The sequence below is a fragment of the Leclercia tamurae genome, from assembly GCF_025566055.1.
In the GTDB taxonomy this organism is placed as follows: domain Bacteria; phylum Pseudomonadota; class Gammaproteobacteria; order Enterobacterales; family Enterobacteriaceae; genus Enterobacter; species Enterobacter tamurae.
Map to the genome: position 1 here is coordinate 40,790 of NZ_JAMHKS010000064.1, position 19,550 is coordinate 60,339.

Below are 19,550 nucleotides of genomic sequence, written 5' to 3' on the forward strand. Positions count from 1 at the left end.
TGCGGGGATGAGTCAGCAATGTAAGGTCAGTATGGAAAACGCCTCATCTCAGATAATTACCACGCGCCAGGGGGCGCTGAGCGGCATCACGGATGGTGATGTGCAGAACTGGCGCGCCATTCCCTACGCCGCGCCGCCGGTGGGCGCATTGCGCTGGCGCTCGCCGCAGCCAGTTGAAAGCTGGCAGGGCGTGCGTCAGGCCACCGCCTTTTCACCATCGAGCTGGCAGAGCAGTGAGTATTGCCAGCAGCTGGGCGGGGGTGATCCGGGTCGTTTCTCGGAAGATTGCCTCTACCTGAACGTCTGGTCCCCGGTTCAGCGTCCGGAACCCCTCCCGGTGATGGTCTGGCTGCACGGGGGCGGCTTTACCATTGGCGCAGGCGGGTTGCCGCCCTATGACGGGAAGGCGCTGGCACAGCGCGGCGCGATTGTGGTGACGCTGAATTACCGGCTGGGCCATTTGGGCTTTTTTGCCCATCCGGCGCTGGAAGGGGAAGAGGAGCGGGTGGTGCATAACTTTGCCCTGCTCGATCAGATCGCCGCCCTGGAGTGGGTGCAGGACAACATCGCCCGGTTTGGTGGTGACCCGAACAACATCACCCTGTTTGGTGAATCTGCAGGGGCGCGTAGCGTGTTGTCTCTGCTGGCCTCGCCGCTGGCGAAAGGGCTATTTCATAAGGCAATTATCCAGAGCGGGTACACCCTGCCGGATACGCCCCAGGAGCAGGCCCTCAAAAAAGGCGAGGCGCTGGCGGCCCATTTTGGGCTGCAAAACGCCACCGCCGACCAGCTGCGGGCGATCCCGCCGGAGGCGCTCTGGCCGCTGGCGGCCCCGCTCAACGTGGCGCCTGCGCCCATCGTCGGGGATTGCGTGTTACCCGAGCCGATGCTGGAGGTCTTTTTCGCCGCCCGCCAGCATCCGGTGCCAATCATGGTGGGCTCCAACAGCGACGAAGCCAGCGTGATGGCGGTGTTTGGTATCGATCTCGCGGGGCAGATCCAGAAGCTGCGCCGGGAGCGGCGGCTGGGGCTGGGGTTGATCAAGCTGCTCTATCCGGGGGTGAAGGATGATACCGAGTTAGGGCGCCAGGTGTGTCGGGATATGGCCTTCACCACCCTGGGGTTTGTGGTGATGCAGGCCCAGCGGCGGATAGGGCAGCCATGCTGGCGCTACTGGTTTGACTATGTCGCCGAAGCCGAGCACGCCACCTACGTTAACGGAGCATGGCACGGCAACGAGGTGCCGTACGTGTTTGACACGCTCACCCTGGCCGAGCCCGCCCGGCACTACGTGAATAACAACGACCTGGCATTCTCAGCCCAGGTTGCCGATTACTGGGTTAATTTCGCCCGCCGTGCCAGCCAGACGTGTGACATCCTGGATGGCCCAACGCGCTGGCCTGCCTGTCACCACGGGCGGGACGTACTGCTGCGCATCGGAGTGAATAAACATGCGGAATTTAAGCTTGAAAACCGCTTTATGCGCGCCCGGATGGTGCTGTTTAAACGGGTGATGAAGCACCACGTCAGCCTGGATTAAGCAGACACTCACGAAAAGCGGCCAGTCCGGCCGCTTTGTCGCGCGACTCCCGCAGCACCAGCCGGTAGCTGGCCCCGGTTCTGACGCTGCTGGCGTAAGGCCGCACGAGCCGCCCGGCGCGGATGTCTTCCGCCACCAGCGTCTCGTCTGCAATCGCCACTCCGAGCCCCTGAATGGCGGCGGTGATTGCCAAATCCATAGTGTCGAAGTGTTGATTTTTGTGCATAACAGATGGCTGTGCGGTCTGTTTTTCCAGCCATAGCGACCAATCGGTCTTATCCCGGGTTGGGTGCAGGAAGGTGAGCGACTCCACCGCTGAGCCCTGGCGCAGGGGGCTTAACACCGGGGTTAACGCCTCCTCGAACAGCAGATCCCCGGCGCTGAGCTGAGTGCCAAACACGATGGCGGCGTCATAGGATTCGGTTTTGAAATTGACGCTGTGCTCGTTGGTGGTGGTCAGGGCGATCTGCAGTTCGGGCTGCTCGCGCTCCACCTGCAACAGCCGCGGCACCAGCCAGCGCATGGCGCAGGTGGGAACTTTAAGGCGCACCACGGTTTGCTGGGCGCGGGCCTGATCCACCACCGTCAGAACCTGTTCATACGAGGCGCGCAGATCCGGCAGCAGGGCGCTACCCTGGGAGGAGAGGCGCAGCCCGCGGGCGTGGCGTTCAAACAGCGGAAAGCCGAACCAACTTTCAAGAGCGGCAATCTTGCGGCTCACCGCCCCCTGAGTCAGACACAGCTCTTTAGCGGCATGGGTCAGATTCAGATGCCGCGCAGTAACGATAAAGGCCTCAACGGCGGTAAGCGGGAACGAGCGACGCGACATGGAACCTCCAGCTATGATTTTTTGTCATGGCTATTATGACAACAATTCGATTGTCGCCACAATAGCCTTCGGGTTGAATAGTTATGCACTCTCTACCAGAGGAATTTCCGATGACGCTGCGTACTCCGATACAACCCCGTTCCAAACTGCCGGACGTTGGCACCACCATTTTTACCGTTATCGGTCAGCTCTCCACTGAGCACAATGCCATCAACCTTTCCCAGGGTGCGCCGAATTTCGAATGCGATCCGGCGCTGATTGCGGGCGTACACCGGGCGATGCAGGCGGGCCATAACCAGTATGCGTCGATGACCGGGCTGGCGCCGCTGAAAGCGCGCATCGCCGATAAAATTGCCTCGCTGTATGGCACGCAATACGATCCCGCCAGCGAAGTGCTGATCACCGCCAGCGCCAGCGAAGGGCTCTACTCGGCCATCAGCGGGCTGGTGCATCCCGGCGACGAGGTGATCTACTTTGAACCCTCATTCGACAGCTATGCGCCGATTGTGCGTCTGCAGGGCGCGACCCCGGTCGCCATCAAGCTGACGGTGCCGGATTTTGCGGTGAACTGGGATGAAGTGCGCGCCGCCATCACCTCGCGCACGCGGATGATCATCATCAACACGCCGCATAACCCGAGCGGACAGGTGTTTTCGGCTGAGGATCTGCAACAGCTGGCGGTCATCACCCGCAACACCGATATCATTATTCTCTCTGACGAAGTCTACGAGCACGTGGTGTTTGACGACGTGCCGCATCACGGTATGGCGACCCATCCCGGGCTGGCGGAGCGCAGCGTCATCGTCTCGTCGTTTGGCAAAACCTATCACGTCACCGGCTGGCGCGTTGGCTACTGTGTCGCCCCGGCGGAGCTGATGGACGAGATCTGCAAGATCCATCAGTTTTTAATGTTTTCAGCCGATACGCCAATGCAGTACGCTTTTGCCGAGCATATGGCCGACCCGCAAACCTGGCTGTCGCTGGCGGCCTTTTACCAGCGCAAACGCGATCTGCTGGTCAACTTACTCGCGGATTCACCCTTCCGTCTGCTGCCGAGTGCAGGCTCGTTCTTCCTGCTGGCGGATTACAGCCACTTCAGCGACGAGCGTGACAGCGAGATGGTGAAACGGCTGATCGTTGACCACGGCGTTGCCACCATTCCGCTGTCGGCGTTTTACACCGACGGGACAGATAACAAATTAATCCGCCTCTCTTTTGCGAAAGATGAGGCAACATTACGGGCAGGTGCGCAGGCCCTGTGTCGGGTAACACCACGCTAAGGAGTTCAGTCATGAAATTAAAAGCCTTCGTTGTCGGCCTGGGATTGCTGTGTTCGTTCTCTTCCATCGCCGCAACAGAATTACGTTATGGCGTAGAAGCCGAGTATCCGCCGTTTGAGAGCCGTAACGCCTCGGGTGAGCTGGAGGGGTTTGATATTGAGCTCGGGAACGCCATTTGCGCCGCCGCCGCGCTGAAATGCAGCTGGGTGGAGACCTCGTTTGACGCGCTGATACCGGGGCTGGTGGCGAAGAAATTCGACGCCATTAACTCGGCGATGAACATCACCGACCAGCGTCGTCAGAGCATCGACTTTACCCAGCCGATCTATCGTATTCCTTCCCAACTGGTGGGCAAGACCGGCACCGCGGTTGATGCCACGCCGGAAGGGCTGAAAGGCAAGACCATTGGCGTGTTGCAGGGTTCCATTCAGGAGACCTACGCTAAGGAGCACTGGGAAAAGCAGGGCGTTACCGTGGTGTCCTATAAAGATCAGAACATGGCCTGGGGCGATTTGCTCAATGGCCGTATTGACGCCTCGCTGGTGATGTCTGCCGCCGGGCAGGCCGGATTCCTCAGCAAGCCGCAGGGGAAAGGCTTCGGCTTTATCGGCAAGCCGGTGGCGGATGACACTATTCTCGGAAGTGGGATCGGTTATGGCCTGCGTAAAGGCGACGAGGCCACTAAGAAGCAGCTTGATGCCGCCATTGATAAAGTCCGCGCTGACGGCACCATCGATAAGCTGGCGAAGAAGTACTTCCCGGGTATCGATGTCAGCGTAAAATAACAACAATTTAGCCGTTTAGCCTCTGTCGTTAATGTCCGGCAGGGGCTTTTTTATACGTTTCTTTACCCCCGATTCAGGCAATTCTCCTCGACATAAAAATCTTTCTCGCTTTGGGCAGATTCTCGCCTGTCAATAATTGGATTCTTAATCATTTTTGTTTAGGCTGTGCCCTCTTAATGATGTTCTTTCTTGCCGTTGTTTCGCCGATGCGAAACCCACTCCCCACGACCATAAGGACGTTTTCCCAGGCATGAATCGCAGACGTTTTTTAAAAGGCTCAATGGCCGTTGCCGCACTGAGCGGGACTTCCGGACTCGCCGCGCTCTTTTCCCGGGCGGCCAGTGCGGCTGAATCGGATATTGCGGACGGTACGAGCCGTCGTTTCGACTTTTCCGTGCTGCAGTCCATGGCGCACGACCTGGCGCAAACACCGTGGGGCGGTGCGCCGCGTCCGCTGCCGGATACCTTAGCGACCCTGACGCCGCAGGCCTATAACAGCATCCAGTACGATGCGAAGCAGTCGCTGTGGAATAACATCGAAAATCGCCAGCTCGACGTGCAGTTCTTCCACGTTGGGATGGGCTTCCGCCGCCGGGTGCGCATGTTCTCGCTGGACAGCCAAAGCGCCCAGGCGCGTGAGATTCACTTCCGCCCGGAGCTGTTCAATTACCACGACGCGGGCGTCGACACCAAACAGCTGGAAGGCCAGAGCGATTTAGGCTTTGCCGGTTTCCGCGCCTTTAAATCCCCGGAGCTGGCGCGTCGCGATATCGTCTCCTTCCTCGGCGCCAGCTACTTCCGCGCGGTGGATGATACCTACCAGTACGGTCTCTCGGCGCGTGGTCTGGCGCTGAACACCTACGCCGATACGCAAGAAGAGTTCCCGGACTTTACCTCGTTCTGGTTTGAAACCGTCAAACCGGGCGCGACCACCTTTACGGTCTACACCCTGCTCGACAGCCCAAGCATCACCGGGGCCTATAAGTTCGTGATCCACTGCGAGAAGACCCAGGTGATCATGGATGTCGAAAACCATCTCTATGCCCGTAAGGACATACAGCAGTTGGGCATTTCACCGATGACCAGCATGTTCGCCTGCGGCAACAACGAGCGCCGCATGTGCGACACCATTCACCCACAGATCCACGACTCCGATCGTCTGGCGATGTGGCGCGGCAACGGGGAGTGGATCTGCCGTCCGCTGAATAACCCGCAGAAGCTGCAGTTCAACGCCTATACCGACAAAAACCCGAAAGGCTTTGGTCTGTTGCAACTCGACCGCGACTTTACGCACTATCAGGACATTATGGGCTGGTACAACAAACGCCCAAGCCTGTGGGTCGAGCCGCGTAACCAGTGGGGTAAAGGCACCGTGTCGCTGATGGAGATCCCGACCACCGGTGAAACTCTGGATAACGTGGTCTGCTTCTGGCAGCCGGAAAAACCGGTGAAAGCGGGGGATAAACTCGACTTCCAGTATCGTCTCTACTGGAGCGCCAAACCGCCGGTCCGTTCTCCGCTGGCCAACGTGCTGGCGACCCGCACCGGAATGGGCGGTTTCCCGGAAGGCTGGGCCCCGGGCGAGCACTTCCCGAAAGTGTGGTCGCGCCGTTTCGCGGTCGATTTTGTTGGCGGCGATTTGAAAGCGGCTGCGCCGAAAGGGATCGAGCCGGTGATCACCCTCTCCAGCGGGGAAGCGAAGCAGATTGAGATCCTCTACGTGGAGCCATTCGACGGGTATCGCATCCTGTTTGACTGGTACCCGACCAGCGACTCTACCGATACGGTGGACATGCGCATGTTCCTGCGCTGCCAGGGCGAAGCGATCAGCGAAACCTGGCTGTATCACTACTTCCCACCCGCGCCGGATAAACGCCAGTACGTCGATGACCGGGTAATGCGTTAAGGCAACAGGTACAAACCGTAGGCCGGGCAAGCGCATGCGCCGCCCGGCATTGCACAGGAAGCTCAATGACCACAACAACCGAAGAAATTATCCCCGTCAATGCGCATCTCGAACTGCGCGCCACCGATGAGCGTTACACCACCGAGCTGCACAATCTGGTGGTCAAAAACCGGGCGTATCTGCAGGACTATCTCAACTGGCCGCAATTCGTCGGCTCAGAAGAGGACACCCGCCAGAACATCCTCAGCAACCAGATGCTGCATCAGCGCGGTTACGCCAAAATGTTCCTCATCTTCAGGGATAACGTCCTGGCAGGCGTGCTGTCGTTCAATTCCATCGAGCCGCTGAACAAAACCGGCTATATCGGCTACTGGCTGGATGAAGCGCATCAGGGGCAGGGGATAATATCCCTGGCGCTGGAGGCCTTTATTGGCTACTACGCCGGACGGGGTGAGATCCGCCGCTTTGTGATCAAGTGCCGCGTCGACAACGCCGCCAGTAACCAGGTGGCGCTGCGCAACGGCTTCCTGCTGGAAGGGTGCCTGAAAGAGGCTGAGTTCCTCAATGGGCGCTATGACGACCAGAATATCTACGCCCGGATCTGCACCTCATAATGCCCCGAGCAACGGCGTGCGCGTGATGTGCTGCGCGCCGTTAATCATCTTCTCGCCGCGCAGGTGAATCACATCTCCGTGTGACGCTTCAATCACCGCGTCATCGGTAATTTCAATATGATGCTCGATCAGCACTTCCCCGTGAATGCGCGCCCGACCCTGGATCACCACTTTATCGTCAATCAGGATCGGCCCGCCGCGCAGCCAGGCGTTGCCACCAATCAGGACGTGATGTTTGATCACGCAGTTACCCTCGACCAGCGCGTTTTCCGCCACCTGGGAGCTGTAGCGCAGGGTGGGGATAGCATCCTCCTCCAGCCCGGCGAGCAGGCGGGCGTTACCGTACACTTTGGCGCAGTCGCACACCCAGACGTTATTCACCTCGTTGCCCTCAAGCAGCGCGTTCTCAAACACTTCTGCACGATGCTCGACAAAGGCATAGCTGACGATGGCATTGCCGTAGATCTGCGCCTGATGCACCACCCGCGACTGGCTGACGGTGGCCTCGCCGAAAATGCGCAGGATCTGATGCGGGTCCGGGGTCAGGCCTTTGGCGGCAATCACCATGCTGTTATGCAGAATGCGGGCGTTGTCGAACAGATGACACTCCCCGCGCACCACCGAGGACTGCACCGTGACGTTGTCACTTAAGCGGGCACCATAGCCGATCTCCGCGCCATCCACCCAGACGTTATCACCAATTGAAACCTGATGGCTGATGACGCAGGGCTGGGTGATCCGCGCGTTGCCGCTGACCTGCGCGCCGGCGAACACCACGCTGTTCTCATCGTAGATCCAGCAGTCGTGCTCGTGAGACAGGGCCGATTCGTCATCGATCCAGCCACCCCGAGTGCCTAATTTCACATCGCTGAAATCACGTTCGGCGATAATCTGGCGCACCTTTACCGCTGTTTTGGTCTCACCGTCCTGCCAGTGGTGCAAACGGCTTTCATCGCTAAGTCGATATTTTTTCATCACTGTGCCCGCAGTTGTCCTCTCCACTAAACGTAGCAAACTTTAGCTTGATCGAAACAGTGGCATCCAAAAATGAAACACCTTAAACTAGTATTTCAAATATATTTTATAGATTAAAATTTATGTTTAAAACGCAAGCGACTGAACGCGTTCTTAATTTACCCGCGGGTTACTACGGGATGGTGCTCGGAACCATAGGGATGGGCTTTGCCTGGCGTTACGCCAGCACCCTCTGGCCGGTGACGCGTTGGCCGGGGGAGATCCTGGTGACGCTGGCGATGGTGATGTGGCTCCTGCTGACCGCGGCGTTTCTCACCCGCGCGATACGCTTTCCGCGCAGCGTACTGGCGGAGATGCGCCACCCGGTGATGAGCAGCTTTGTCAGCCTGTTTCCCGCCACCACCATGCTGGTGGCGATTGGCTTCGTGCCCTGGTTTCGTCCGCTGGCGTTGGCCCTGTTCACCGTCGGGGTGGTGGTGCAGCTGAGCTATGCGGCGTGGCAGTCTGCCGGACTGTGGCGCGGCAAACACCCGGAGGAGGCGACTACCCCGGGCCTCTATCTGCCGACGGTGGCAAATAATTTTATCAGCGCCATGGCCTGCGGGGCGCTCGGGTTTCACGATGCCGGGCTGGTGTTCCTCGGAGCCGGGGTTTTCTCCTGGCTGAGCCTGGAGCCGGTGATTTTGCAGCGTCTGCGCAGTGCCGGCGAACTGCCTTCGGCGATGCGCACCTCCCTTGGGATCCAGCTGGCGCCCGCGCTGGTGGCCTGTAGCGCCTGGTTAAGCGTCAACGGCGGTGAAGCCGATACCTTCGCCAAAATGCTGTTTGGCTACGGCCTGCTGCAGCTGTTATTTACCCTGCGCCTGATGCCCTGGTATCTGTCGCAGCCGTTTAATGCGTCGTTCTGGAGTTTTTCGTTCGGCGTCTCGGCGCTGGCTACCACCGGTCTGCATCTGGGGCAGAGTAGCCCGTCCGGTTTTTTCCACGCCATCGCCATCCCGCTATTTATTTTTACCAACGCCATCATTGCGCTATTACTGGTGCGCACGTTTATCCTGCTGATGCAGGGGACGCTGTTGGTCCGTGCAGACAAAGCAACGCTTATGCAAGCTGAGGAAAGAGAATGACTGTGTTTGATGAGAACTACTTCACCGAAAAATATGGCATGACCCGCACCCACTCTGAGGTGGTGTATAGCGCAGGGATGGTTAAACCGGGCAAAACCCTGGATCTCGGCTGCGGCAACGGGCGCAACAGCCTCTATCTGGCGGCGAACGGCTTTGATGTCACCGCCTGGGATAAGAATGCCAACAGCATCGACAACATCGAGAGCATCAAGGCCAAAGAGGGCATCACTAACCTGCAGACAGCGATTAAGGATCTCAACACCCTGCGTTTTGACGGCGAATACGATTTTATCCTCTCGACCGTGGTGCTGATGTTCCTGCAGGCAGAAACCATTCCTGGCCTGATCGACAATATGCAGCGCTGCACCAGACCGGGCGGCTATAACCTGATTGTCGCGGCGATGGATACCGAAGACTATCCGTGCAACGTCGGCTTCCCGTTTGCGTTTAAAACCGGGGAGCTGAGCGGCTACTATGCGGGCTGGGAACAGCTGAAATACAACGAGGACGTCGGCGAATTGCACCGTACCGACGCCCAGGGGAACCGCATCAAACTGCGTTTCGCCACGCTGCTGGCGCGTAAACCGGCTTAACGTGCCGCCAGCAAACAGAGCTGTAGCGCCGTGTTATACGAGGCCTCGAACGATTTCAGCGGTAAAAACTCAAACTTCGAATGGAAGTTATGCGCGCCGGTGAAGAAGTTCGGGGTCAACAGCCCCTTCGCTGACAGCGCCGCGCCGTCGGTGCCGCCGCGCATCGGGGTCGGTTTTGGCGTGATGCCCAGGCTTTCCATCGCTTCGAACATCAGGTCGATCGCACGCCGATCTTCTCCCACCGCGTTGCTGATATTGCTGTAAGTATCTTCGATATGCCAGCTCACCTTCGCGGTAGGGTGTTGGGCAGCGATTTTCTCCGCTACGTCGCCAATCTGAGCCTTGCGGACGGCGAAGCTGTCGCGATCGAAATCACGGATATTGGCTTTCAGCACCGCTTCGTTTTGCCCGGCCTGGATGCCGTTAAACCAGATATAGCCTTCGCGGCCTTCGGTGTGCTCCGGGGTTTGCAGGCGATCGAAGTGGCTGATGTAGTCGGTGGCCATCAGCAGCGGGTTCACCAGTACGCCTTTGGCCGACATCGGGTGTGCCGTCACGCCGGTAAAGCGAATTTCCGCCGCCGCGGCGTTGAAGTTCTCGTAAACAATCTCTCCCAGCTCGCAGCAGTCGATGGTCCAGGCAAAATCGACGTCAAAACGCGCCAGATCTAGCGCTTTCGCCCCGCACAGGCCAATCTCTTCGTCCGGCACAAAGGCCACCACGATATCGCCATGCCGATGCTCTGCAGTGAGATTTTCCAGCAGCGTCATTACCACTGTGACGGCCGCTTTGTTGTCGGCACCCAGCACGCTGGTGCCGTCGCTGAAGATGATCGCTTCGTTGGGGTAGGCCTGAATTTCCGGGTGCTCGCTAACCCGCAGCCAGATATCTTTTTCGGCATTCAGGCAGAGATCATCGCCTGTAAAGGTGAGGATCTGCGGATAAATATCCGGTGACAATCCCACGTCGACGGTATCGATATGGGTGATAAAACCGATCCGCGGCGCGCCGGGCACGTTGCCCTTTTTGACCGCAGTAACGGTGGCAAATTCGTCGATCACAATGTCGTCCAGACCCAGCGTTTGCAGCTCCATCGCCAGTGCCCGTGCCATCTCGTGCTGGCCGGGTGTGGAGGGCAAGGTTTTCACCTTCGGATCGCTCTGACTGGTGATAGCCAGATAGCGAAAGAAGCGTTGGGTTAATTGACTGGCGAGCGCGTGAGCCATGGTGGATCCTTCTTTATTTGTGTTATCAGGTGTTTGCACAATCACTTTAATGATATTTATGGTTTGGCACGACAAAAATTCATTAGCCGTCAAATTAAAAGACAGGAAAACGCGATGAAAAGCAACCTCACAACGTTGGCACTGACCGTCGCCGCGCTGACGGTCAGTTCCACCGTCGCCGCTAAAACGCTGGTCTATTGTTCGGAAGGATCGCCGGAGAACTTTAACCCGCAACTCTATACCTCGGGCACCAGCGTGGATGCCAGCGCCGTACCGGTGTACAACCGGCTGGTGGATTTTACTCCGGGCACGACCGATCTGGTGCCGAGCCTGGCCGAAAGCTGGGAGGTCAGCGAGGATGGTAAGGTCTATACCTTCCATCTGCGCAAGGGCGTTAAGTTCCAGAGCAACAAGCTGTTCACGCCGACGCGAGACTTTAACGCGGATGATGTGATCTTCTCGTTTATGCGGCAGAAAGACGCTAATCATCCGTATCACAACGTCTCCAACGGTAACTACTCTAACTTCGAGAGCCTGGAGTTTGGCAAGCTGATCACCGCCATCGACAAAGTCGACGACCATACGGTGCGCTTCACCCTGGCCCACCCGGAAGCGCCGTTCGTGGCTGACCTCGGCTGGTATTTCGCCTCGATTCTCTCTGCCGAATATGCCAATGCGATGCTGAAAGCGGGCACCCCGGAGAAGGTGGATATGGAGCCTATCGGCACCGGGCCGTTTAAGCTGGCGAAATACCAGAAGGACTCGCGGATCCTCTACACCGCCTTCCAGGAGTACTGGCAGGGTAAGGCGAAGCTGGATCGGCTGGTGTTTACCATCGTTCCGGATGCCTCCGTGCGTCTCGCCAAACTGGAGAAAAATGAGTGTCAGGTGATGCCATTCCCGAACCCCGCCGATCTGCCGCGGATGAAGGAAAATAAAGACATCAATCTGATGAGCAAGGCGGGGCTGAATACCGGTTTCCTGGCATTTAACACGCAAAAGCCGCCGCTGGATAACGTTAAAGTGCGCCAGGCACTGGCGATGGCGATCAACAAACCGGCCATCATTGAGGCTGTGTTCCAGGGCACCGGCACCGCCGCCAAAAACCTGCTGCCGCCGGGTGTCTGGAGCGCAGACAGTTCGCTGAAGGACTACGACTACGATCCGGATAAAGCCAAAGCCCTGCTGAAAGAGGCCGGGTTTGCCAACGGGATGACCATTGACCTGTGGGCCATGCCGGTGCAGCGTCCGTATAACCCCAATGCCAAACGGATGGCCGAGATGATCCAGTCCGACTGGGCAAAAATCGGCGTGCAGACCAAAGTGGTCACCTACGAGTGGGGGGAATATCTCAAGCGGGTGAAGGGCGGGGAACATCAGGCGGCGCTCATGGGCTGGACCACGGCGACGGGCGACCCGGATAATTTCTTCGGCCCGCTGTTTACCTGCACCTCGGCCAACGGCGGTTCCAATTCCGCCAAATGGTGTTATCAACCATTCGACAAAATTATTGCTGAAGCGAAATCTATTACCGATCACGATAAACGCGTAGCGTTATATCAGCAGGCGCAGCAGATGATGCACGATCAAATGCCTGCGGTAATGATTGCGCACTCAACGATATTCGAGCCGGTGCGTAAAGAGGTGACCGGCTACGAAATCGATCCGTTTGGTAAACATTTATTCTGGCAAGTGGATATAAAATAAACCTTTAATTCAGCCCGTCATTATGACGGGCACTTTTTTTTCAATTTGTGCTGTCTTCATCATTTTTTGTCACTTCTTTTTCAGCCAGCTTTTGCTATAACTTCAAGTGCATATTTGCACTTAACAGGGATACACCCACTATGCGTACTAATACTTTATTTAAAGTTGCCGCGCTCTCCGGCCTTTTGCTTCTTGCTGGCTGTGCGTCAAAAGTGGCTGCGCCTGAACAATATTCAGGTTTTTTAAAAGACTACTCCGGGCTCCAGCAAACCACCTCTGCTTCCGGTAAACCGACGCTGCGTTGGGTTGATCCGTCTTATAACGAATCAAACTACGACAGCATTATCTGGAACAATATCACCTATTATCCAACGCCAAAGCCAACCACCCAGATCGGTCAACGCACGCTGGATGAACTGTTAAATTACACCAACACCAAAATGAAGACCGCAATCGGCCAGCGTAAGCCGATTGTGACCACGCCAGGCTCACGCAGCCTGATCTTCCGCGGTGCCATCACCGGTGTAAGCTCGCAGAAAGAAGGCCTGCAGTTCTATGAAGTTGTCCCTGTGGCGCTGGTCGTAGCCGGCACGCAAATGGCAACCGGTCACCGTACCATGGATACCCATCTGTTCTTTGAAGGTGAGTTGATTGACTCTAAGACCAACAAGCCGGTCATTAAAGTGGTCCGTAAGGGTGAAGGGAAAGAGCTGAATAACGAAAATACGCCAATGACCTTCGCGACGCTGAAGCAGGTTGTTGATGACATGGCGACCGATGCCACCATGTTTGATGTAAATAAAACCAAATAACAACAGACCGGCCTGCATCGCGCAGGCCGGTTTTTTTTATGCCATTCGCAGCCGCTTAAACCAGTTCTCCGGCCGGGCAAACATCACCAGATTCCCGGTTAAGATCAGCAGAAGCCCCGCAATCCCGTTGCTGTGCCAGACGTACCCTTCGTACACCGTCGAGAACGAGAGCGCCACCAGCGGGAACAGCAAGGTGCTGTATGCCGCTTTGCCCGCGCCAATTCGTCCGACCAACGTGAAGTAAGCGCCAAAGGCAATCACCGAGCCAAACAGCGCCAGATAGAGCAGGGCGCCCATATAGCTCACCGACCAGACCGGCGTAAAGTCATCCCCACGGATCAGCGCAATCGCCCCCATCACCAGGGTGCCGTACAGCATCGCCCAGGCGTTGGTGGTCATGGTCTCCAGCCCGTTGCGCTGGTGGCGCAGGCTGATCATATTCCCGAGTGAGAAGCCGTAAGTGCCCAGCGCCGACAGGGCAATGCCGAACAGCAGACCGGCGCTCCAGCCGCTGGCTAACAGGTCGTTCCAGAACAGGGTAATAATGCCGAGCAGTCCCAGCGCCGCCGCCAGATAAAAACGCGTCGGCGGGCGCTGGCCAAAGAACAGGAAGCTGTTCAGGGCGTTATACAGCACTGCCATCGAAAAAATCACCGATTCGAGGCCGGTGTTGATATACCCCGCGGCGGTATAAAAGCACCAGAAATTAAAGCAGAACACGCAGCAGCCCTGCAGGGCGCAAAACAGGTGGTCGCGCAAGGCCAGCGGGCGCAGACGGCGAAGGATCAGCAGCACCGTCATGATGGTGGCGGTGGCGACGGCAAAGCGCCAGAAAATCGAGACCGGGGCGGGCACCGGCCCCTGTTGTAAGAAGATGGCAATCCACGTTGTTCCCCAGATAACAACTACCAGCGCGTACAGTAATGCGTTCATCGTTTTTTCTCTTATCAGCAAAGTCTGGAGTCAGTATGGCGGCAGGGAGAACGGCCTTCTTTCACAGACTTGCGTCGGACTTGCATATTCTTGCGCTTTTTTCCCGCTGGGGAGTCAACAGGGCTGGCACTGAAGGGAAGATCTTTTTAGACTCAATGGTTCTTATTTATCAGGGTGTGAGTCGCTATGGCTGAGATGTACGGTGCCTTTGAAAATCTGCGCAAGCATAAAGCGGTATTGCACAATGCCGTGGCGCTGAATTCGGGTATCCAGCTGGCGGCCTGGTCAAATAAACGCGACACCATCACGCAATATTGCGATCACCATACCCTGAGTCTCTATATCGCCGACGGCTACGAGAGTTATCACAAAACCTCTGCGGGCTGGAAAAACGGCGGCGGCCCGGACCGTTTCTGTCTGATGCCGAAAGAGAGCGAGTCAAGCTGGGATATTCGCGACGATCTGTCGTTTATCCACCTCTACTGCACCGATGACCACCTGCGCAGCGTCGGGGAGCAGATCTGGGACAAAAGCCCTTATAGCTTCACCCTCGACGAAAATCTGTTTGGCAACGACGCCAGCATTACTGCCCTGTACCGCCATTTTATCCTCGGTTGCGACTGGCAGCAGCCTGCCAATCAGCTCACCCTGAGTACCGCCTCGACGCTGCTACTGACCCATCTGGTGCAGCGTTACAGCAACGTGCAGTGGACGCTGCCAACGGTCACGGGCGGCCTGTCGCCTTTTGTGCTGCGCAACGTGCTCGGGTTTATCGAAGAGAACCTGGCCCAGCCGCTGACCCTGGCGGATCTGGCGGCGCAGGCGACGTTAAGCGAGTTTCATTTTGCCCGCATGTTCCGGCAGTCGATGCAGATGGCACCTCACCAGTATGTGATGCAGCGGCGGATGGAGAAGGCCAAAACGCTGGTGCGCTACACCCGCCAGCCGCTGACGGAGATCGCCCTGGCGTGCGGATTCAGCTCCGCCAGCCACTTCAGCAACCGCTTTCGCGTCGCCACCGGGCTGACGCCGTCCCAGCTACGCGCGTCGGGTGCGTAACAGCAGGGCGTAGCAGATGCCGCCCGCCACCAATCCCCAGAACGCCGAGCCGATCCCGGCAAGGGTTGCGCCGCTGGCGGTGAGCAGAAACGTCACGATTGCAGCATCGCGTTCAGCTTCATTGTGCAGCGCCTGATGCAGACTACCGCCGATGGTGCCCAGCAGCGCCAGCCCCGCCAGGGTCTGGATCCAGCTTAACGGCAGGGCCGCCATCAGCCCGCTAATCGAACCGCCGAAAATCCCTGCCAGCAGGTAAAAAACACCCGCCGCCGCCGCGGCCAGCCAGCGCTTGCTGGCATCCGGATGCGCATCAGGGCTCTGACAGATGGCGGCGGTGATTGCCGCAATGCAGATCGAGTAGACCCCAAATGGCGACAGCAGCAGCGCCAGCCCGCCGGTAAAGACCATCAGCGGCGATACCGCTACCGGATAACCGGAGGCTTTAATCGTGGCGAATCCCGGCGCATTCTGTGAGGCCATGGTGACCAGGAAGAAGGGCAGACCGATGCTGATTAGCGTGGTCAGGTTAAAGGTCGGGGCGATAAATTCCGGCATTACCACCGCGAAGGTTAATCTGTCCGTGACAACGTCACCTTTGAGGGCCGCCACCACGCTGCCCACCAGCAGGGTCGCGACGATCGCATAGCGCGGCGCAAAGGCTTTGGTCACCAGCCAGGCCAGCAGCATACTCCCGCATAGCAGCAGATGCCCCTCGAGGTTGCTGAAGGCCTGCAAACCAAAGCGCAGCAGAACGCCCGCCAGCATCGCCGCTGCCAGCGAATGGGGGATGATTTTCATCAGCCGGGCGAACAGACCGCTGATGCCGCAAATCAGGATCAGGGCATTAGCAAAGATAAAGATGCCGATGGTCTCTGACAGCGTCACGCCCTGCAAGCTGGTCGCCAGCAGGGCGGCACCGGGCGTCGACCAGGCGGTGAGCACCGGCGCTTTATACCACCACGACAGCGCCAGGGTGCTGATCCCCATGCCGATCCCCAGTGACGTCATCCAGCCAGCGATCTGTGGTGCCGTTGCACCTGCCGCCGCCGCGGCCTGCCAGATGATGGCCGCAGAGCTGGCGTAGCCCACCAGAACGGCAACAAAACCCGATAACAGGGTGGGAAAGGTGAGCGAGGGTGGGCGCATGGGAACTCCGTTGTGCGTTATAACAGCCGAGAATGTATCACTGTGCGTTATAGCATACAAGTGCTACACTCGCGGCAACGGGAGGGACCATGGACATCACACAACATCTTGCCATCACACTGAAAACGCTGCGTCAGGCCCGCGGCTGGAGCCTGTCGAAGCTGGCCGAAGAGACCGGGGTGTCGAAAGCGATGCTCGGCCAGGTGGAACGCAACGAATCCAGCCCGACGGTCTCGACGCTGTGGAAGATCGCCACCGGTCTGAACGTACCGTTCTCCACCTTTATCAGCCCCGAAGCGGAGAGCCCGCCGTTGTTTGACCCCCAGCAGCAGGCGATGGTGGTCAAACCGCTGTTCCCCTGGGACGATATGCTGAAGTATGACCACTTCTCAATTACCCTCGCGCCGGGGGCGCTTAGTGAATCCACGCCGCACGAAGCCGGGGTGATTGAGCATGTGGTGGTGATCAGCGGTGAGCTGGAGATGCAGATCGACGGCATCTGGCAGACGTTGGCCCCCGATACCGGCCTGCGTTTTGCCGGAGATAAACCGCACGCCTACCGCAACCGCAGCGGCCAGACGGTGCACTTTCACTCGCTGATCCATTATCCCCGCTAAAGGCACGCAAAACTGTTTCACTGGCCCATACTTCTGACTACAATAGCCGCCATTTTGACCATAACGGATAACGACGAAGTATGCGCCTGCCATCCCATCATCTTGAACTCTTAAGCCCGGCTCGTGACGCCGCCATTGCCCGTGAAGCGATCCTTCACGGTGCCGATGCGGTCTATATCGGCGGCCCTGGATTTGGCGCCCGCCATAATGCCAGCAACAGCCTGCGCGATATCGCCGATCTGGTGCCGTTCGCCCACCGTTTCGGGGCGAAGGTGTTCGTGACCCTGAACACCATTCTTCATGATGATGAACTGGAGCCCGCGCAGCGTCTGATTACCGACCTGTATCAGACCGGCGTTGATGCGCTGATCGTCCAGGATATGGGTGTCCTCGAAATGGATATCCCGCCGATTGAGCTGCACGCCAGTACCCAGTGCGATATCCGCAGCGTGGAGAAAGCGAAGTTCCTCTCGGATGCCGGATTTACCCAGATCGTGCTGGCGCGCGAGCTGAACCTCAATCAGATCCGCGACATACGCCAGGCGACCGACGCCACCATCGAGTTCTTTATCCACGGCGCCCTGTGTGTGGCCTACTCCGGACAGTGCAATATCTCCCATGCCCAGACCGGGCGCAGCGCCAACCGTGGCGACTGCTCTCAGGCCTGCCGTCTGCCGTACACCCTGAAAGACGATCAGGGCCGCGTGGTGGCTTTCGATAAACACCTTCTGTCGATGAAAGACAACGACCAGACCGCCAACCTTGGCGCGCTGATCGACGCCGGCGTGCAGTCCTTCAAGATTGAAGGGCGCTACAAAGACATGAGCTACGTGAAGAACATCACCGCCCACTATCGTCAGATGCTGGATGCGATTATTGAGGATCGCGGCGGCCTGGCGCGCAGCTCAGCCGGGCGCACCGAGCACTTCTTTATTCCGTCCACTGACAAGACCTTCCACCGCGGCAGCACCGACTACTTTGTGAATGCGCGTAAAGATGACATCGGCGCCTTCGACTCCCCGAAGTTTATCGGCCTGCCGGTAGGGGAAGTGCTCAAGGTGACGAAAGAGTATCTCGACGTGGAAGTGACCGAGCCGCTGGCCAATGGTGATGGCCTGAACGTGATGATCAAACGTGAAGTGGTGGGCTTCCGCGCCAATACGGTGGAAAAAATCGGTGAAAACCGCTACCGCGTCTGGCCGAACGAAATGCCTGCCGACATGTATAAGGCCCGCCCAAATGCGGCGCTGAACCGCAACCTCGACCATAACTGGCAGCAGGCGCTGACGAAAACCTCCAGCGAGCGTCGTATCGCGGTGGACATTGAGCTGGGCGGCTGGGAGGAGCAGCTGATCCTCACTATGACCTGTGAAGATGGTATCAGTGTGACCCATACCCTGGACGGGATGTTCGAGGTCGCCAATAACGCCGAAAAAGCGCTGACCAGTCTGAAAGACGGGGTGGCAAAGCTGGGTCAGACGATTTATTACGCCCGGGACATTCAGGTCAATCTGGCAGATGCGCTGTTTATCCCGAACAGCCTGTTGAACCAGTTCCGCCGTGAAACCGCTGAGATGCTCGACGAAGCCCGTCTGGCGAATTACCCGCGCGGCAGCCGCAAACCAGTCTCCGTACCGCCGCCGGTCTACCCGGAAACGCACCTCTCATTCCTGGCGAACGTCTACAACCATAAAGCGCGGGCCTTCTATCAGCGCTATGGCGTTGAGTTGATCGATGCCGCCTATGAAGCGCACGAAGAGAAGGGCGACGTGCCGGTGATGATCACCAAGCACTGTCTGCGCTTCGCCTTTAACCTCTGTCCGAAGCAGGCGAAGGGCAGCATCAAGAGCTGGAAGGCTACCCCGATGCAGCTGGTGAATGGCGATGAAGTGTTAACCCTGAAGTTCGACTGCCGTCCGTGCGAAATGCACGTCATCGGCAAGATGAAAAACCACATCTTCAAAATGCCGCAGCCGGGCAGCGTTGTGGCTTCCGTCAGCCCTGACGATCTGCTGAAAACGCTGCCGAAGCGTAAAGGCAGTTAATTAACGAAAGTGAGTATCCGGTTTGCGCGACTTCTGCCAGTGGTGGTGTTCGCGCAAACCTTCTGCTGAATCTTCCGCCACCGCACGCAGCTCATCGCTGTCGGCTTCATGACGTAACTGTTGATCCACGTTCTTCACCCAAAAAAACGCATGTCCCTTGTGTCCTGCCATCAGCTGACCGGAAAAAAGCGCGCAGGTCAGCATCACTATCGATAACGTTTTTGTAAACATCTTGCCACCACCCGGTTACGTTGAGCGGCCATCATGCCGATAGTTACGTTGAGTTATTATTCGCTTTTTCAAATGGAGGAAAGGTTTTGTCAGATTAGGTATATCTACACGGACTGTTCCCTCTC

Annotated in this window: 18 protein-coding genes; 12 read left to right on the forward strand and 6 right to left on the reverse strand. The window is 57.8% G+C overall.

The annotated features are described in order from the left end of the window. Window positions 1-7: 7 nt before the first annotated feature. Complete coding sequence (locus tag M8318_RS03710; protein WP_408612158.1) at window positions 8-1,540, forward strand: carboxylesterase/lipase family protein; 1,533 nt, start codon at window positions 8-10, stop codon at window positions 1,538-1,540. Here M8318_RS03710 and M8318_RS03715 read toward each other — a convergent pair. Continuing rightward, window positions 1,527-2,369: a LysR family transcriptional regulator gene (locus tag M8318_RS03715; RefSeq protein ID WP_262660982.1), complete on the reverse strand. Its 843-nt coding sequence runs from the start codon at window positions 2,367-2,369 to the stop codon at window positions 1,527-1,529. The two genes, M8318_RS03710 and M8318_RS03715, sit on opposite strands and share 14 nt — an antisense overlap. Window positions 2,370-2,479: 110 nt before the next feature. Here M8318_RS03715 and M8318_RS03720 point away from each other — a divergent pair, with 110 nt between their 5' ends. The 4 genes from M8318_RS03720 to rimL all read left to right on the forward strand — a co-directional run bounded on the left by M8318_RS03720 (window position 2,480) and on the right by rimL (window position 6,954). Next, window positions 2,480-3,649, forward strand: a complete 1,170-nt coding sequence (locus M8318_RS03720; protein WP_262660983.1) for a pyridoxal phosphate-dependent aminotransferase — start codon at window positions 2,480-2,482, stop codon at window positions 3,647-3,649. A gap of 11 nt (window positions 3,650-3,660) precedes the next feature. Next, complete coding sequence (locus tag M8318_RS03725; protein WP_106992991.1) at window positions 3,661-4,434, forward strand: ABC transporter substrate-binding protein; 774 nt, start codon at window positions 3,661-3,663, stop codon at window positions 4,432-4,434. Window positions 4,435-4,684: 250 nt separating this feature from the next. Beyond that, a complete protein-coding gene (locus M8318_RS03730; protein ID WP_262660984.1) occupies window positions 4,685-6,340 on the forward strand; it encodes a glucan biosynthesis protein D in 1,656 nt (551 codons plus the stop codon). 65 nt (window positions 6,341-6,405) lie between these two features. After that, window positions 6,406-6,954: a 50S ribosomal protein L7/L12-serine acetyltransferase gene (gene rimL, locus M8318_RS03735; RefSeq protein ID WP_262660985.1), complete on the forward strand. Its 549-nt coding sequence runs from the start codon at window positions 6,406-6,408 to the stop codon at window positions 6,952-6,954. Here the strand turns inward: rimL and ydcK are convergent. Beyond that, window positions 6,949-7,929, reverse strand: a complete 981-nt coding sequence (ydcK, locus tag M8318_RS03740; protein WP_262660986.1) for a YdcK family protein — start codon at window positions 7,927-7,929, stop codon at window positions 6,949-6,951. The genes rimL and ydcK overlap by 6 nt on opposite strands. Before the next feature lie 122 nt (window positions 7,930-8,051). Between ydcK and tehA the strand changes: the two genes are divergently transcribed. Together tehA and tehB are read left to right on the forward strand one after the other, a co-directional pair. Continuing rightward, window positions 8,052-9,056 carry a dicarboxylate transporter/tellurite-resistance protein TehA gene (gene tehA, locus M8318_RS03745; protein ID WP_262660987.1) on the forward strand — a complete coding sequence of 335 codons (1,005 nt, stop codon included), beginning with the start codon at window positions 8,052-8,054 and terminating at the stop codon, window positions 9,054-9,056. Further along, window positions 9,053-9,649 (forward strand): tellurite resistance methyltransferase TehB, encoded by a 597-nt coding sequence (gene tehB / locus M8318_RS03750; RefSeq protein WP_262660988.1) that lies wholly within the window; start codon window positions 9,053-9,055, stop codon window positions 9,647-9,649. Before tehA ends, tehB begins: the two co-directional genes overlap by 4 nt. Here tehB and pepT read toward each other — a convergent pair. Beyond that, complete coding sequence (gene pepT / locus M8318_RS03755) at window positions 9,646-10,875, reverse strand: peptidase T (RefSeq protein WP_262660989.1); 1,230 nt, start codon at window positions 10,873-10,875, stop codon at window positions 9,646-9,648. The two genes, tehB and pepT, sit on opposite strands and share 4 nt — an antisense overlap. 114 nt (window positions 10,876-10,989) lie before the next feature. Here pepT and M8318_RS03760 point away from each other — a divergent pair, with 114 nt between their 5' ends. Continuing rightward, window positions 10,990-12,582, forward strand: coding sequence for an ABC transporter substrate-binding protein (locus M8318_RS03760; protein WP_262660990.1), 1,593 nt, complete (start codon window positions 10,990-10,992; stop codon window positions 12,580-12,582). Window positions 12,583-12,722: 140 nt separating this feature from the next. Continuing rightward, window positions 12,723-13,394 carry a DUF3313 domain-containing protein gene (locus M8318_RS03765; RefSeq protein ID WP_166182543.1) on the forward strand — a complete coding sequence of 224 codons (672 nt, stop codon included), beginning with the start codon at window positions 12,723-12,725 and terminating at the stop codon, window positions 13,392-13,394. Between the two features lie 36 nt (window positions 13,395-13,430). Here the strand turns inward: M8318_RS03765 and M8318_RS03770 are convergent, their stop codons facing one another. Continuing rightward, a complete protein-coding gene (locus M8318_RS03770; RefSeq protein ID WP_262660991.1) occupies window positions 13,431-14,327 on the reverse strand; it encodes a DMT family transporter in 897 nt (298 codons plus the stop codon). 186 nt (window positions 14,328-14,513) lie between these two features. Between M8318_RS03770 and M8318_RS03775 the strand changes: the two genes are divergently transcribed. Then, window positions 14,514-15,386 carry a helix-turn-helix domain-containing protein gene (locus M8318_RS03775; protein WP_262660992.1) on the forward strand — a complete coding sequence of 291 codons (873 nt, stop codon included), beginning with the start codon at window positions 14,514-14,516 and terminating at the stop codon, window positions 15,384-15,386. Here M8318_RS03775 and M8318_RS03780 read toward each other — a convergent pair. Continuing rightward, entirely contained in the window at window positions 15,366-16,532 is a 1,167-nt protein-coding gene (locus M8318_RS03780) for a benzoate/H(+) symporter BenE family transporter (RefSeq protein WP_262660993.1), read from the reverse strand. The genes M8318_RS03775 and M8318_RS03780 overlap by 21 nt on opposite strands. A gap of 89 nt (window positions 16,533-16,621) precedes the next feature. Between M8318_RS03780 and M8318_RS03785 the strand changes: the two genes are divergently transcribed. Beyond that, entirely contained in the window at window positions 16,622-17,149 is a 528-nt protein-coding gene (locus M8318_RS03785) for a helix-turn-helix domain-containing protein (protein ID WP_262660994.1), read from the forward strand. Window positions 17,150-17,229: 80 nt separating this feature from the next. Next, window positions 17,230-19,194, forward strand: coding sequence for a peptidase U32 family protein (locus M8318_RS03790; protein WP_262660995.1), 1,965 nt, complete (start codon window positions 17,230-17,232; stop codon window positions 19,192-19,194). On the opposite strand, the gene M8318_RS03795 is transcribed toward M8318_RS03790, so the two are convergent. Then, window positions 19,195-19,425 (reverse strand): YncJ family protein, encoded by a 231-nt coding sequence (locus M8318_RS03795; protein WP_262660996.1) that lies wholly within the window; start codon window positions 19,423-19,425, stop codon window positions 19,195-19,197. Between the last annotated feature and the right edge of the window lie 125 nt (window positions 19,426-19,550).